Origin of the sequence: Arthrobacter sp. Alg241-R88 (assembly GCF_900537115.1) — a bacterium.
Classification (GTDB): Bacteria; Actinomycetota; Actinomycetes; order Actinomycetales; family Micrococcaceae; genus Arthrobacter.
Genome location: NZ_UNRG01000003.1, coordinates 224705 through 240115, shown reverse-complemented (window position 1 = coordinate 240115; position 15411 = coordinate 224705). Strand labels below are relative to the sequence as shown.

General features: G+C 65.4%; 9 protein-coding genes. 4 read left to right on the top strand and 5 right to left on the bottom strand.

Annotated features, from left to right (window positions below):
* Positions 1-54: 54 nt before the first annotated feature.
* From G6R19_RS09660 to G6R19_RS09640, 5 genes are all read right to left on the bottom strand, one after another.
* Complete coding sequence (locus G6R19_RS09660; RefSeq protein ID WP_163164343.1) at positions 55-6213, bottom strand: Ig-like domain-containing protein; 6159 nt, start codon at positions 6211-6213, stop codon at positions 55-57.
* Positions 6214-6319: 106 nt separating this feature from the next.
* Complete coding sequence (locus G6R19_RS09655; RefSeq protein ID WP_163164342.1) at positions 6320-7444, bottom strand: adenylate/guanylate cyclase domain-containing protein; 1125 nt, start codon at positions 7442-7444, stop codon at positions 6320-6322.
* Complete coding sequence (locus tag G6R19_RS09650) at positions 7434-8033, bottom strand: PH domain-containing protein (protein ID WP_163164341.1); 600 nt, start codon at positions 8031-8033, stop codon at positions 7434-7436. Before G6R19_RS09650 ends, G6R19_RS09655 begins: the two co-directional genes overlap by 11 nt.
* Complete coding sequence (locus tag G6R19_RS09645) at positions 8026-8934, bottom strand: biotin--[acetyl-CoA-carboxylase] ligase (RefSeq protein ID WP_163164340.1); 909 nt, start codon at positions 8932-8934, stop codon at positions 8026-8028. The genes G6R19_RS09650 and G6R19_RS09645 overlap by 8 nt, the downstream gene beginning before the upstream one ends.
* Positions 8935-8983: 49 nt before the next feature.
* Entirely contained in the window at positions 8984-9871 is an 888-nt protein-coding gene (locus G6R19_RS09640; RefSeq protein ID WP_163164339.1) for an NAD(P)-dependent oxidoreductase, read from the bottom strand.
* Positions 9872-10094: 223 nt separating this feature from the next.
* On the opposite strand from G6R19_RS09640, the gene G6R19_RS09635 reads away from it, so the two are divergent.
* The 4 genes from G6R19_RS09635 (at position 10095) to G6R19_RS09620 (ending at position 15409) form a co-directional block, all read left to right on the top strand.
* Complete coding sequence (locus tag G6R19_RS09635) at positions 10095-11678, top strand: acyl-CoA carboxylase subunit beta (RefSeq protein WP_163164338.1); 1584 nt, start codon at positions 10095-10097, stop codon at positions 11676-11678.
* Between the two features lie 53 nt (positions 11679-11731).
* Positions 11732-11968: an acyl-CoA carboxylase subunit epsilon gene (locus tag G6R19_RS09630; protein ID WP_240341831.1), complete on the top strand. Its 237-nt coding sequence runs from the start codon at positions 11732-11734 to the stop codon at positions 11966-11968.
* A gap of 40 nt (positions 11969-12008) precedes the next feature.
* Positions 12009-13694 carry a DUF885 domain-containing protein gene (locus G6R19_RS09625; protein ID WP_163164337.1) on the top strand — a complete coding sequence of 562 codons (1686 nt, stop codon included), beginning with the start codon at positions 12009-12011 and terminating at the stop codon, positions 13692-13694.
* A 272-nt stretch (positions 13695-13966) separates the two neighbouring features.
* Positions 13967-15409, top strand: a complete 1443-nt coding sequence (locus tag G6R19_RS09620; RefSeq protein ID WP_163164336.1) for a dicarboxylate/amino acid:cation symporter — start codon at positions 13967-13969, stop codon at positions 15407-15409.
* The last annotated feature ends 2 nt before the right edge of the window (positions 15410-15411 follow it).

Here is a 15411-nt window from a genome sequence, read left to right as displayed (position 1 = left end):
GGGGCCGCGATGGGCAGCGCTCCCCCAGAGCCTCACCTGCGGCGATGTCCGTGATCAGCATTGCGGGATCCCGTGGCCCTCGGGCTCACCCAAGGTGGTGTTGCCCACCTGGACGGTGCGGCCCACGTATCGGCCGTCGGGATGGGAATTGATGCGGTACCACTTGTACGTACCGCGGGCGTCGGGCACTGTACGCCACATGTAGCAGTTGACTGTAAAAGCCGGACCTGAGCCGTAGATCCAGGGATAGTCGCGGATAACACCGTCGCAGGTATGTTCCGCGCCCGTCGGCGACCTCCATGAAGTTTGGCCTGAGGCAGCCGCGTCCGTGCACGTGCGGTACCCAACGATCGAGTTGTCCCAATTAGTCTTGGCCGGCCCGGATCTGGCAGTCGCTCCGGCAACGGCTCCGCCGGTACCCATGGAGTTCACGGTCTGCACCTGGATGGAGTGAGGCTCGTCGAAGCCGCCTGTGTTCACCGTCCGGCTTCCCGACGCCGCGACCCTTTCCCAGCCCCGGCCGTCAATGTTGATCTGTGTATAGGCGACGTCGTTCGTCGCCGTCGATGGCGAGGTCCAACTGAAGGACAATGACTTCTGGTTCTGTCCGCCGTCCTGGCCCGAGGCGGAGGGCGTGCCCGGCGAACCGTATGGCGTGGCGTTGGCGGGGGCGCTGGCGTTTGAACTTGGCGCCACGCTGGAGTTGGCCACCACAGTGATGGAGGTGGCCGTACCGTTCGTGAAACCACCCACAGTCTGCCCGGGCCGGATGGGACCGCTCTGACCGGTGCTGGCGTTGTAGGTGTAGCTGACCTCGCCATACGCCGAACCGTTGCGTTCAGCCGCTGTAAGTTCCTTGAAGTTGATGGTCAGCTGGCGCCCAGCCCCTGCAGTATCCGCAGCGGTGGCACTCACGCCTGAAACCTGGCCCAGCTTGCCGGTGGCTCGCCGGGGCGCGGAATTGGGGCTGACAGCCCCCTTGCCTGCCTTATTCTCGGCCTGGACCGTGAACGTGTACTCGGCTTCGGAGTTGTTAGCCGTGAAGTTGGCCGTGCGCACGGTGCCCGCGATGGTCTGGGTCTGCGGCGCCCCGCCGCCACCGGCCATAGTGACGTAGTAGTTCCTGATTGCGTCCCCGTTGGTATCGGGTTCGGTCCAGTTCACACGCAACTGGTTGGTGGTCCCGACGGAGGAGGCCACGGCTGAGGTCGGCGCTGCCGGTGCAGCCGGCACCCCGGCCGGGTTATCTTCGGAGGAGTAAATCCCCCAGTCGGACGCGCCCAGTTCGTTGACTGCCTGGGCGCGCACCTTGTAGCGGACGCCGTTTGTCAGGCCGGGCCAGGTGTACGTCAGGCCGGTCACGCCGTTCTTCACGGCGACGCCGTTGGCAGGCGGCGGCGAGATCTCCAGGTTGTAGCTCTTGACGGCAGAGCCCTCGGTCCTGGCAGGTGCCCAGTTAATGACCATGTTGGTGTCGCCGGCCTGCACCATGGGCGCCTCGGGCGGGGACGGCTTTTCGTCGGGACGGATTTCGTTCGACTGCGCAGACGGCGGGGAGTCGCCCACCTCGTTGGTGGCAATCACCGTGAAGACATACTTCACATCGTTGGTGAGCCCGCTGAGCGTGCAGGTGGTGGTGGCGCACTTTTGCTCGAAACCATTGTTGGACCGGACCGTGTATCCGGTGATCGTTGCTCCGTTATCCGACGGCGGGGCCCACTTGAGCACCGCAGTCCGGCTGCGCACATCTGTGGCGGTGGGAGCCGAGGGCGCATCCGGCTTGTCCCGGACCGTGATCCTGACGCGGCCGTTCGCCTGGCGGGAGGGATCGTCAGTTTTGTCCGAGACGGTGTAGCGGAGCACCAAAACACCCTTGAATCCATCGGCGGGCGTCACCGTGACGGAATCTCCGCTACTGACCGGCTGCCCGGCGGCGGAGCCCGTTTCGACACTGACCGAGACGATCTTCAGCGGGGTGTCGCTGAAGGGGTTGAAGTCGTTGGCAAGGACGTTGATCGTCTCGGCCCGGCCCGCGTTTGCCTTGTCGACAGTGTCTTCACTGGCTGTGGGGAGCGGCCTGTTGGAGGCCACAACCGTGGCCGTTACCGAAGCCTTGACCGGTTCCGAGCGGCCGTCCGTGACCTTCAGCGGGATGCTCCCCTTACGGCCTGCGGACAAGCCCGCTGCGGCACTGACTTTGAGCGTCTGCCCCTCAATGGATGCGGTAAAACCTTCGGGCGTGGTCCCGTCCAACTCGAATGTGAGCTTCTCCTGGTCTCCGGCGTCCACGTCCTTCGCCAGGTTGCCCAGTTCCAGGCTGGCCGTTTCGGCCTTCGGCACCTCAAGGTCGGCTCCGCTGAATGTGGGCTCATGGTTTGCTGCCGGGTCCGGGATGACCCGGGTAATGATGGTCAGGGTGGATTTCAGGCCCTGCGGATCTTCCGGGCCGGACCCGTCCGTCACTTCGAACGTCACGGAGCCCGGGCCCACGTAGTCCTTGAGCGCCGCGTAGCGCAGGGCGTCGCCGTTTCCGGCGATGACGTCCAGGGTGTCAGCGCCCTGGACGCGGACCTTGTCCGCCTGCGTGATCCGGGGTGAACGCCCTTCGCGGACCTTGACGTACTCACTGAGGTCGAGGTTGATTTCCTTGCCGGCCATCACTTCCACAGCGTCGGTACGGGCCAGGCTGGGGTGCTGTTCACCTTGGCCGGGCACCCAGATGACAGCCGTGGCGCTCTGTCCGTCAACGTCGGTGACGGTATACGGGACCAACTGGTCTCCCGGCGCCAGGCTGACCACAACGTTGCCGTCGCCGCCCAGGCGCGCATTCGGGTTGCCGTCCGGCAGGCTGATTTTGAGATCCGCGGCCACGCCGTCGGGGTCCGAATCGTTCTTCAGGACCGGCACGTCAACGGCGGACTTGCCCAGCGTCTCAGCTGGAGTGATGACATCGTCCTTTGCCAGCGGAGCTTTGAGGGCGGCGTCGGGGCTGACCCTGACACGGATCACTGCACCGCCCTGGGCTTTTTTGTCGTCCTGGATCTTGTAAGTGACGTTCTGATTGCCGGCGGTGCCGGGAGCCGTGAGCACTACCCTGCCGTCAGCAGTCCCGACGCCGAGTTCGGCCGGGGCTTCGAGAGCGTTGGAGACGAGCCCGATGGGGTCGCCGTCGGGGTCTGAATCGTTGGTGAGTGCGTCGACGGCGATCTTGCGTCCGGGGCGGACGTCAACGGAATCGTCCACGGCGATGGGTTTCTGGTTGTTGGCTTCGGGAGGTGCGATTCCCACAATCACCGTGCCGGTGTTCTCGGCGCCGATCCGGTCCCGGACGCGGTATGTGAAGGTATCTGTCCCGGCCGCCGTGCCCGTGGCGGTGAATTCGAGGTAGCCGTCCTTCGCCACGGCCGTGCCCATGGCGGGGGCTTTGTCCACCCCGATCAGCTGCACGGAATCGCCGTCCGAATCGATGCCGTCCAACGGCACCGGGATCCGGACCACCATTCCGGAGACCACACGGGCGGTGAGGTTCTTCGGCTCCGGACGGGTGTTCCGCTCGTCGTCGCGGGCGCTAATGCGGATGGTCACCTGTTGTGAATCCGACTGGCCGGATTCATTGGTGACCTTGTAAATCGCGTAGACGGTCTTGGGCACGTCTCCGGCGATGAAGCGCAACGTGTCCCCGGACTGGAACATCCGTCCGTCGGCTTCGTCGGGCTTCTGTGCCAACGCCGGATCAAGCGCGAGCTTTCCGCCGTTGGGGTCGGAGTCGTTCTCGAGGACAGGGATGGTCACCACGTCGCCCACCCGGACCGACGCTTCATCCGGTTTCGCTTGCGGAGCCTGGAGCTTTGCCGGGGCCGGCACCACCAGGACTGCGATATCGCCGCTGGCCGAGGACCTGCCGTTCGAGATTGTGTACTTTACGTTAAGTTGGCCCTGAGCGCGCACGTCGGTAATCCTGATCACGGAGTGGTCCAGCACCGAAACACTGACCGGCAACCCGTCAGCAGCAGTGACGGACTGCACCACCAGCACGCCACCGGAGGGGTCGGAGTCGTTGCCGAGGACGTCCACCAGTACGGTTCCGCCGCTGGGCAGCAGTGCTACGTCGCGCACCGCCACGGGGGCGCTGTCCCCGTCCCCGGAGACCACGTCCACCCGGACCAGCTGCTGCGCGCTGGCGGGGCCGTTGGTCACAAGGTAGGACACATAGTGCGTGCCCACGGATGCGGAGTTGAAGGTGAAGGTCTGCTGGTCCGCCCCCATGGTGGCTGTGGAGTTGCCATCCGGGGTGACTTGGGCGAGGCGGAGCGCACCCCCTTGCGGGTCCGAGTCGTTCTTCAGTGGTGCAATCACCGTGTTGACGCCTGCGAGGGCCACCACGTGGTCCGCATTGGCGACCGGCGGCAAATCGCCGGGGCCGCGCACGTCTATGGTCACTTTGCCTTCCGTGGTGGATTCGCCGTCGGAAACTGTGATGGTGACCACCTTGCGGCCGGGCTCTGTGCCGGCGTCCTGGAAGGTGAGCAGTCCGTCGGGCCGGACTTTGACCTGGTCCCGGGGGTCGCTGCCCGTAGCGGCGACTACATACAGATCGTCGCCGTCGGGATCGATCCAATCGGTGAGGATGTTCTGAGTGACACTTTTGCCGGCCTGCACCACCAGGGTGGTGTTGCGGTTGGGCTTCTGCCGCGGAGCTGAATTCTCCCCCGGCGGCACAATATTGAGCGTGACGTCGGAGGAAGCGCTGAGGCCCCGGCCGTCGTCCACCGTGTATTTGAAGGTCTCGGAACCCGTCCTGTCCGCAGGCACTGTTACTTGGAAGCCGGTGGAGCCGTAGATCGGAGCCAGCAACCCCGAGTTGATGGGCTCGGCGCGGACGGTCAGGATGTCGCCGTCCGCGTCGGTGTCGTTGTCCAGCACAGGCAGGATCACCGTCCTTCCGGCGCGAACGCCGAAAGTGTCCGGGTTCGCCACCGGAGGAGTATTGGGTTTGGTGCGGTCCGGCAGCACCGTCTGCTGGACTTCGTCGGCGGAGTCCTTGTCTGCGTCATCCGAGGTTTCCTTGGGCGGGATGACGTCGTCCCAGTTGTTGACCAGCTGCATGTTCTGGTTCACCAGCCAGACATTGCCCGAGTTCACATCGTTCAGGACCACCAGGTCCCGGTTCACCCGGAAAACATACGACGGCGAAGCACTCGCCTTGGGCACGTCCACATTCTTGTCATCCGCGTCGTTCGTGCAATCACGGACGTACTTGTTGGCACCGGACCAGGCCGCGTGGACACACCCGCCCAGCTGGACGGGCGCGGCCGGGACGCCTTCACCGTCGAACGCCACCGTTTTTGCCGTGCCGCCGTCGAGGGGCTGCTTCAGCAACGCCTTCTGCGTGGAAATCGCGACAAAATCACTGGTGGGACCGCCCTGCTGCAGTTTTGCCTCGCGGGCGTTGTCCAGCTGCAGGCGCTTGCCGCCCGGCAGCAACAACTTCCCCGCCGCCGCATCCAGGACAACCGGCCTGTCCCCCACCACGGTCAGCTGCAGGTCACCCGCGCCCTTCAGCTCCCCCCAGGTTTCGGATTCCGAGGTGACCTCACCATTGGCGTCCACCCCGGTGACCGTCACCACGCCTGACTTCGGATCGGCCGAGTAGATTCGGTCATCCTCCCCCACTGCCGAAACAATGCCCTCGGAGCCCACCAGCACCGGCTCGGTGGCTTCCTCGTCAAAACCGTTGACCGTGGACGGCGACACCGCCCACACCTTGCCCGATGCCGCGTCCGTCACCGCAATAACCTCGGAACCGAAACTCACATCAGCCGCGCCAGGGAGCTGCTTGTCCCCGCCCAGGCGCATGTTCGCCGGCGACACCTGGTTCAGGGTCGAACCGGCCTCGTCATCCACAAACACATCCCCGGCATCCTGCAGGATGTCAAACGTCGTGGACGCCGGCGTCACCGCACCATCCAGGACTCGGGACGGGTAATTCAGCCGGCCCACCGCATTCTTGGACTTCGAGACCACCCAGACGCCGCCGTCGTTCAACTCCACCTCGGTAGTCTTCAACCCGGGATAGACCACCGCCCCAACCACCAGCACGGCGAGAGCCAGCCCGAGGGCGGTACCGCTGAAAAGACGCGATTGCAGGAGCGGACGGCGAGGTGCCAGCGTGATTGAGGCGCGTTTTGAACGCGCTCGTCCGCGAAAATTCATGGAACGGTTCCCCCAGGTAGACCCCGGCAACGGCCGGCTTCCGGCATTCACAGCCGGGCACAACAAATATAACGGCAAAAACCAACAAATGGATAAATGTGTGCCGCTAGTCCAGGACCAACCCTTTGCCAAGCCCGCGGGTGAGACGCACCGGCCGGATCTCGCCGAAACCACGGACGTTCTCGGGCGGCTGCGGCACCATCACAAACCGTTCGTCGTGCTCCAGGGCCGAGGCAGTCATGGAGTCCACGAGCACCGTGCCCGGGTCCGCCAGCGTGGTGAGTCGGGCCGCAAGGTTCACGGTGGGGCCGTAGATATCGCCGAGCCGGGACAGGATCCTTCCCCAGACCATTGCCACCCGGGCTTCCGGCAGAATCTCGTCCTCGGTGAAGGCCTGGGCGAGTGCCAAGGAGATTTCAGCACCGGCCGCGGGCGTTTCCGCGATGTAGAGGACTTCGTCGCCCACGGTCTTGACCAGGCGGCCACCGCCAACGGAGATGATTTCCGCGCACTTGTTTTCAAACCGCTGGACCAGCCGGGCCAGGGTCTTTTCGTTCATCCGGCGGGACAGGCTGGTGTAGGAAACCAGGTCCGCGAAGCCGACAGCACGTGCCAGGGGCAACGGGGCGTCGTCCTCGTCGCCTTCGCGGCCTTCCTCACTGGCCTGCAGGCCGGCTTCCGCGCGGACGGCGAGCCGCTGGACGCCAGCGTTGAGCTGGCGGCGCCAGGAGTAGACCAGCATTTCTTCCAGCGCGTCCACCAGCGCCGGAAGCTCGTTCACCAGGCGCTTGCGGGCAACGGCATCGGTGACGCCCTGTTCGTGCACCATGTCTTCCACCAGGGCCTCGATCTGCCAGACCACCATGCGGTCGGTCATTTGCCCGATGGAGCGGGTGACGGAGATGGCCGCTTCCTCCGTCAGCTTCCCTGAACGGACCAGGTCCACCACGTTGGAGAGTGCTGCCTGGTCGCGCTCCGTGAAGGCAACATCCTCGTCGCCGAAATTGGGAAACCCCAGGGCACGCCAAAGTTTGCGTGCCGACAGCAGCGACAGCCCCGCACCGGCGGCGACTTCACGACGGCGGAGCTTGCGTTCCCCGCCCAGCAGGCGGGCTTCCAGGGCCTTCATAGCCAGCCTTTCGGCGGACATGGTGCCGGTGGCCGGGTGGGCGTCAGGGGCAGGAGTGGGCGCAATGGATTCGACGCGTTCCTGCTGGTGCTCATCGTTCATCTGGTCCACCTTCTTTCATTTCCCACGGCAAAGCCCCGGCGGGGTAATCCGTTGTTCGGCCCGGCTGGGCATCGTCCTCGTCCGGCAGGTCCTCGATGGCATCAAGGATAAAGTCCCGGAACCTCGCCACTTCCGGCACATCCTGGAGAGTGACCACTCCCTGGTGTCCGGTTTCCAAGGATATATTCCCCGAACGGAAGAGGCGTTGCAGGACCGACTCATGGACAGTCAGGTTTCGGACCGATGCCAGGTTCACCTGCCGGTCCTGCCGCTTCCACATACCGGACCTCGCCACCATCCTCCTGCTGGTCAGCGTGTAGCGGGTCCCGTGCCACCGCAGGAGCCGGGGCAGGCAGAAACCCAGCCACACCGAAGCAGCCGCGAGGATGCAGCCCGTCACAAGCCAAGGAGTCCACCGGCCGGAAAGAGCAGGGACTGCCCGCCCGGCTTCGCCCCGGATCACCCACGCCGAAAAATAGGCCGCAATTGCCGGCGAGAGGATAAAGGCAGCCGCGGCACCTGAGAGTTTCCTCGGCTGCGGGCGGGTGGAAACAATCACCTGTTCGCCCGGGACAAGGCTTCTACGCATAACCGCCTTGGCCGGAGGCGTCCGGGGAGGTCCACGGCCGCAGGTGCACCACATCCCCGGCGGTGACCACGTGCTCGCGGGAGTCGCGGTCCACCACCAGCAGCGACCCGTAGTCGTCGAGCCGGGACGCGTGGCCGATGATTTCGTGGTCCCCCGGAAGCTGGGCGCGCACCTGCTTGCCCAGGGTGACCATGGCCGCCTCCACGCGCTTGTGCAGTGAAGTGCCGCCTGCCATCCCTGCCGCCGGGTCGCCGTCGGCATTGCAGAAGCTGCGGTACAGGACAGCAAACTTCGAAAGGTATCTCTTCAGGAGCAAGGTCCGGTCCACCGTGGTGGCGTCCTCCAGCATCACGGAGGTGGCGGTGGGGACCGGAAGGTCCGCTGCAGCGAGGGTGACGTTCAGGCCGGTTCCCAGGATGACGGGCGGCACGGAACCGTCCACCATGGGACCAAGTTGCGCCAGGATGCCGGCGATCTTCCTGCCCCGCACCAGCACATCGTTGGGCCACTTCAGTTCGGCGGGGATACCGGCCGTTTCCAGGAGGGTTTCGCGCAGGGCCAGGGCGGCAACAAGCGACAACCAGGAATAGGTCTGCGTGGGCAGCGGCCGTCCTTCTGCGTTGGCGGGCCGCAGGACAACGGAAACGGAAATGGAGCTCAGCGGCGGCGCTTCCCAGTGCCGGTCCAGCCGGCCGCGCGCTGCCGTCTGATACTCGGCTGTGAGCACGGATAAGTCGGGCCAGGCAGCAGGCTCGACGGTGACGGACCGAAGGAGGTCAGCGTTGGTGGACCCGGTGGAGTCCACTACCTCCAGCCGGGGGATGCCGGTGGCGGACAGGAAGTCCTGATCCGCCAGGTCCCTCCGGTTCAGGGGCGTACCGGGGGTGTGTGCGTCATCCATAGCTAAATCCTACCGAGCTAAATCCTCCCGATACGCGTAGTGCTGCCGCCTACAGGAAGATGTCCGGGACCAGCCGGTCCTCCGCTGCCCCCAGGCTGTAGGGGCGGAAGTCCTTCACGCCGGCTGCGGCAAGCACCTCTTCATCGGTGTAGAAGTTGCCGCTGGCGGCACCGCCGGGGCGAAGATTGGCGCCGGTCAATACGGCGTGGGCGGCATCAGCCATGATCTGCGGCCCGCGGGCGGCCTGGACCATGTGGTCGCCGCGGGGCATGTTGCGGATGGCTGCTGTGTCGATCAGGGTGCACGGCCACAGTGAGTTGACGCTGATACCGTCGCCCTTCAGCTCCTCGGCGAGCCCCAGGGTGGTCAGGCTCATCCCGTACTTCGCCATGGTGTAGGCCAGGTGCTTTCCGGCCCAGTGCGGATCAAGGTTCAGCGGGGGTGAAAGCGTGAGGATGTGACCGCTGGCGGAGGCGCGCAGCGCAGGCAAGGCCAGCTTGGACAGCAGGAACGTCCCGCGGACATTGATGTCCTGCATTAGGTCGTACTTTTTCATGTCCACGGCATCAGTGCCGGACAGGTCAATGGCAGAGGCGTTGTTCACAACGATGTCGATGCCCCCGAACCGGTCCAGGGCGGCAGAAACAGCTCCCGCCACGTCCTCGTCACGCCGGACGTCGCCAACCAGCGGAAGCGCTTGGCCGCCAGCCGCCTCCAACTGTTCGGCAGCCGTGTAGACGGTGCCTTCAAGTTTCGGATGCGGCTCCCCGGTCTTGGCCAGCAGCACAATGTTGGCGCCGTCCTGCGCCGCCCTCGTGGCAATGGCCAGCCCGATTCCACGGCTTCCGCCGGAGATCAGGATGGTGCGGCCACGGAGGGTACCGGTGGGCTGGTAGGGGCTGGCAGGCGATCCCGAAGCGTCGTTGCTCAAAGTCATAAAATCCACTGTAACCCAGTTATGTTACTGGCGAGTAACATAGTGCGCCGGGCGGCGGCACGGCAGAAAATTGTAGGTTTTCTACAGCGGCGGGCGTCAGAAGCGTCACTAGACTAGCCAGCAAGGTTCGTTTTTTGTGTGGATGCTACTTAAGTCCCGCATCGGACCTGCCACGAAGGACAGCGCCACAGGACCAATCTGCTACAGAGCCGGAGATATTTTGATGAGCCACGATCTGACAACGACAGCGGGAAAGATCGCCGATTTCCGCGACCGCCAGGCCCGTGCCGAACAGCCCTCCGGCCCCGAAGCGATCGAAAAGCAGCACGCCCGCGGCAAGAACACCGCCCGGGAACGCATCGCCCTCCTGCTGGATGAGGACTCCTTCGTGGAATTCGATGCCCTGGCAGTACACCGCTCCACCGCATTCGGCATGGAGAAGAAGAAGCCGCTGGGCGACGGCCTGGTCTCCGGGTACGGCACCGTGGACGGGCGTCCCGTAGCCGTCTACAGCCAGGACTTCTCCGTTTACGGCGGCTCCCTCAGCCAGGTCAACGGCGAAAAGATCGTCAAGGTACAGGAGTTCGCACTCCGGAACGGCTGCCCCGTGGTGGGTATCCTGGACGGCGGCGGAGCCCGCATCCAGGAAGGCGTGGCCTCGCTGGCCATGTTCGCCGATATCTTCCGCAACAACGTCCACGCCTCAGGTGTGGTCCCGCAGATCTCCCTGATCATGGGCCCCTCCGCCGGCGGTGCGGCCTACTCCCCCGCCCTCACCGACTACGTGGTGATGGTGGACAAAACCTCGCACATGTTCATCACCGGCCCGGACGTCATCAAGACCGTCACCGGCGAGGACGTGGACATGGAAACCCTGGGCGGCGCACGCCAGCACAACGCCACCACCGGCACCTCCACCTACCTTGCCGCCGACGAAGCCGACGCCATCGAATTCGTGCGTGAACTGCTGGACTTCCTGCCCTCCAACAACCTCGCCGAGGCACCCGTGCTGGAGCACCAGCAGGAGCTGGAGGTCGACGACGACGACCTCGCCCTGGACACGCTGATCCCTGATTCGGCGAACCAGCCCTACGACATGCGCAGCGTTGTTGAGCAGATCGTGGATGACGCCCACTTCCTGGAGATGCAGGCCCTGTACGCGCCCAACGTGATGATCGGATACGGCCGGGTGGAGGGCCACACGGTGGGAATCGTGGCCAACCAGCCCCTGCAGTTCGCCGGCACCCTGGACATCGCTGCCTCCGAAAAGGCCGCCCGCTTTGTCCGCCACTGCGACGCGTTCAACATCCCCATCATCACCCTGGTGGACGTCCCCGGGTTCCTGCCCGGCAAGGACCAGGAATTCCAGGGCATCATCCGCCGCGGCGCCAAGCTCCTGTACGCCTACGCCGAGGCCACCGTGCCCAAGCTCACCGTGATCACCCGCAAGGCCTATGGCGGCGCTTACATCGTGATGGGCTCCAAGAAGCTGGGCGCCGACCTGAACCTGGCGTGGCCCACCGCGCAGATCGGCGTGATGGGCGCGCAGGGAGCCGTCAACATCCTTTACCGCCGCGACCTCGCAGCCGTTGCCGAGGCCGGCGGAAACGTCGAGGCGCGGCGGGCCGAAGTGATCCGGCAGTACGAGGAAGAGCTCCTGAACCCGTACCAGGCGGCCGAACTTGGCTACGTCGACGCCGTCATTGCCCCCTCCGAAACCAGGACCCAGATCATCAAGGGGCTGCGTGCGCTCCGCGACAAACGTGCCAGCCTTCCCACCAAGAAGCATGGGAACATCCCGCTGTGACCGTCCCCACCGGCTCCCAGCCCTCGCAAGCTCAAGCCGGGTCCCTCGCCGGCGTGGGCCCAGCCACCGAGCCTGCCGAAACCACCGCGCCTGCCGCCCCCGTGCTGTCTGTTGTCAAAGGCCAGCCGACGGCCGAGGAACTGGCGGCACTGACCGCCGTCGTCCTTTCCCTGGGAGGCGGGGAGCCCGCACCCGCCGGCAAGCCGTCGGTGCGGCACTGGGTGCGCCGGCAGCAGTTGCGGCTGGCCCCCACGCCGGGGCCCGGTGCGTGGAAGCGAAGCCGCGGCTGAAAGGCGGACCTTCCCGCCTTCCGGGCGTTAGTCTCGTGGTGTGACTACAGACACTGCTCCCGCCGCCCGCCCGAAAACCCGCATCGATGCCGTCGCGGACGAATACACGGACACGCTCATCCGGCTCAATCCGTCCTTCGCCACCACTCTGGGCGTGCCCGGACACGAGACCGAATACCAGGATTTCTCCCCCGCCGGCATCGCGGAGTTCGCGGAGGCTGCGCGGAAGGCCCTCACCGACCTTGAGGGACTCGAGCCCGAGGACGACGTCGACGCCGTCACCCTTGACGCCATGCAGGAGAGGCTGGGCCTGCAGCTGCTGATCCATGCCTCCGGCTGGGAGTACGCGGACCTGAACAACATCGCCTCCCCCGCCCAGGACATCCGCGCCATCTTCGATCTCATGCCCACGGAAACCGAGCAGGACTGGCGGCACATCGCCGGCCGCGCATCTAACGTCCCGGGGGCTATTGCCGGCTACATCGACTCCCTGCGGCAGGCGAGGGACGCAGGCCGGGTTTCCGCCGCGCGCCAAGTAAACATAGTTATTGAGCAGACCACAAAGTACGCAGCGGAGGACGGCTTCTTCGCGAAGCTAGCGGCCGGAGCATCCACCGCCGCCGGGCCCCTGCCCGCCGCCGTTCAGGAAGAGCTCGACGCCGGGGCTGCCGCCGCCCGGAGCGCCTACGCCGGACTGGCCGGGTTCCTCCGGACCGAGCTGCTGCCCGCCGCGCCCGAAAAGGACGCCGTGGGCCGGGCCCGGTATGCGCTGGCCTCGCGTTCCTTCCTTGGCGCAACCGTGGACCTGGAGGAAACCTACGCCTGGGGAGTGGAGGAACTCGACCGCCTCATCGCCCAGCAGGAACAGGTGGCGCACACCATCAAGGCCGGTGCCACCATCGCCGAGGCCAAGGAGATCCTGAACAACGATCCCGCACGCCAGCTGAAGGGAAAGGAGGCGCTGCGGGAGTGGATGCAGGAACTCTCCGACAAAGCCGTGGCGGAACTGGCCGGCGTCCATTTCGACATCCCGGACGTTATGAGGAAACTCGAGTGCCTCATCGCCCCCACCGATGAGGGCGGCATCTACTACACCGGCCCGTCCGACGACTTCAGCCGCCCCGGCCGCATGTGGTGGTCCGTCCCCGCGGGTGAGGACAGCTTTACCACCTGGGCAGAGACCACCACAGTGTTCCATGAAGGCGTTCCCGGCCACCACCTCCAGGTGGCCACTGCCACCTACCGCCGCGAACTGCTGAACAAATGGCGCCGGAACGTCTGCTGGACCTCCGGCCATGGCGAGGGCTGGGCACTCTACGCCGAGAAGCTGATGCAGGAACTGGGCTACCTGGCCGATCCCGGTGACCACATGGGCATGCTGGACATGCAGCGGATGCGCGCCGCCCGCGTGGTGTTCGACATCGGCGTCCACCTCGAACTCGAAGTCCCCGAACGCTGGGGCTCCGGCACCTGGACTGCGGACAAGGGCTACGAATTCCTGAAACAGAACCTCCCCATCAGCGAGGGACAGCTCAACTTTGAGTTCACCCGATACCTCGGCTGGCCAGGCCAGGCACCCTCCTACAAGGTAGGCCAGCGCCTCTGGGAACAGATCCGCGCAGAACTCGAAGCCCGCCCCGGCTTCGACCTGAAAGAGTTCCACACAAGGGCTTTGAACATCGGCTCCGTCGGTCTGGATACTCTGCGGCGGGCACTGCTCTCCTGACTTCGGTCCCTGGTCGCCACGGCCCGGCGAGGCTGCCTTCCTCTGCTTGCTGCTCCTTCGTCGCTCTGACGCAAGCTGCCGGAAGGCACCCACGTCGGGCCTTTTGCCGCTGAACAGCGAGACATTAAGCACAGCAGGGCCGGGAATACTTAACAAAGCACCTTCAAACCCTTGGTTTCACGGCGATTTTCTACTGCTGGAGAAACTTGGGCGGCGTAATATTTCTCAATGTTCGTTCGACGTGATATGGAGCCGGGCCCTACCGTATTCGGGTGAGCACTCAAACCCGCCCCTCAGAATCCGCAGGAAAGACCGGCTTCCAGCTCCCCAAGTGGGCTGGCTCGTTCGGCTTCCAGATCATCGCCGCCCTCATTGTCGGGCTTGGCCTCGGCCTGCTGGCCAAGTACACCGGCAGCACCAAAGCCAGCCCCAACGGCCTCGGCGCCACACTGCAGACCATCGGCTCCAGCTATGTGTCCCTGCTGCAGACCGCCGTCGTGCCCCTGATCTTCACCGCTGTCGTCAGCTCCATCTCCAACCTCCGCCAGGTGTCCAACGCCGCCAAGCTCGCGTGGAACACCCTGCTGTGGTTCGCCATCACTTCCCTGATCGCCGTGCTGATCGGCATCGGCCTGGGTGTCCTGCTGCAGCCCGGCGCCAACACCGGCATCACCGAGGAAGCCAAGTACTCCGGCAAGTCCGGTGACTGGTGGGCCTTCCTGGTAGGCCTCTTCCCCAAGAACTTCCTCGGGCTGGGCGCCAGCTCCACTGTTGCCGAGTCCGGCGCCGTCACCACCTCCGTCAGCTTCAACGTGCTCCAGATCCTGGTGATCGCCATCGCCGTCGGTGTTGCCGCACTCAAGGTGGGCAAGGCTGCCGAGCCGTTCCTGACCCTGAACGCCTCTGCACTGGCCGTCATCCAGAAGGTGCTGTGGTGGATCATCCGCATCGCACCGCTGGGTACCGTGGGCCTCATCGGCAACGCCGTGGCTGTCTACGGCTGGGACACCATCGGCTCGCTGGGCAAGTTCACCTTCGCCATCTACGTCGGCCTGGCCCTGGTCCTCTTCGCGGTCTACCCCATCCTGGTCCGCACCCACGGACTGTCGGTCAAGCAGTACTTCTCCGGCGTGTGGCCGGCCGTCCAGCTGGCCTTCGTCTCCCGCTCCTCGGTGGGCACCCTGCCCCTGACCCAGCGGGTAACCGAACGCAGCCTCGGTGTCCCCCGCGGCTACGCTTCCTTCGCCGTGCCGCTGGGCGCCACCACCAAGATGGACGGCTGCGCGGCAATCTACCCCGCCATCTCCGCCATCTTCGTCGCCCAGTTCTTCGGCATCCAGCTCGACTTCAGCCAGTACCTGCTGATCGCACTGGTATCGGTCCTGGGCTCTGCCGCAACGGCCGGCACCACGGGCGCCGTCGTGATGCTCACGCTGACCCTGTCCACGCTGGGACTGCCGCTCGCCGGCGTCGGCCTGCTCCTCGCCATCGATCCCATCCTGGACATGGGCCGCACCGCGGTGAACGTCGCCGGCCAGGCGCTCGTCCCCACCATCGTGGCCAAGCGCCAGGGCATCCTGGACGAGGAGCTGTACAACGCTCCCCGCAACGGCACCCCTTTTGTTGATGACACTGCGGACAGCGCCGCTGCCGCCCCGTCCGACGGAACCTCCACGGACACCACAGCGCGCGAACTGGCGGACGCGAAGGCCTAAGG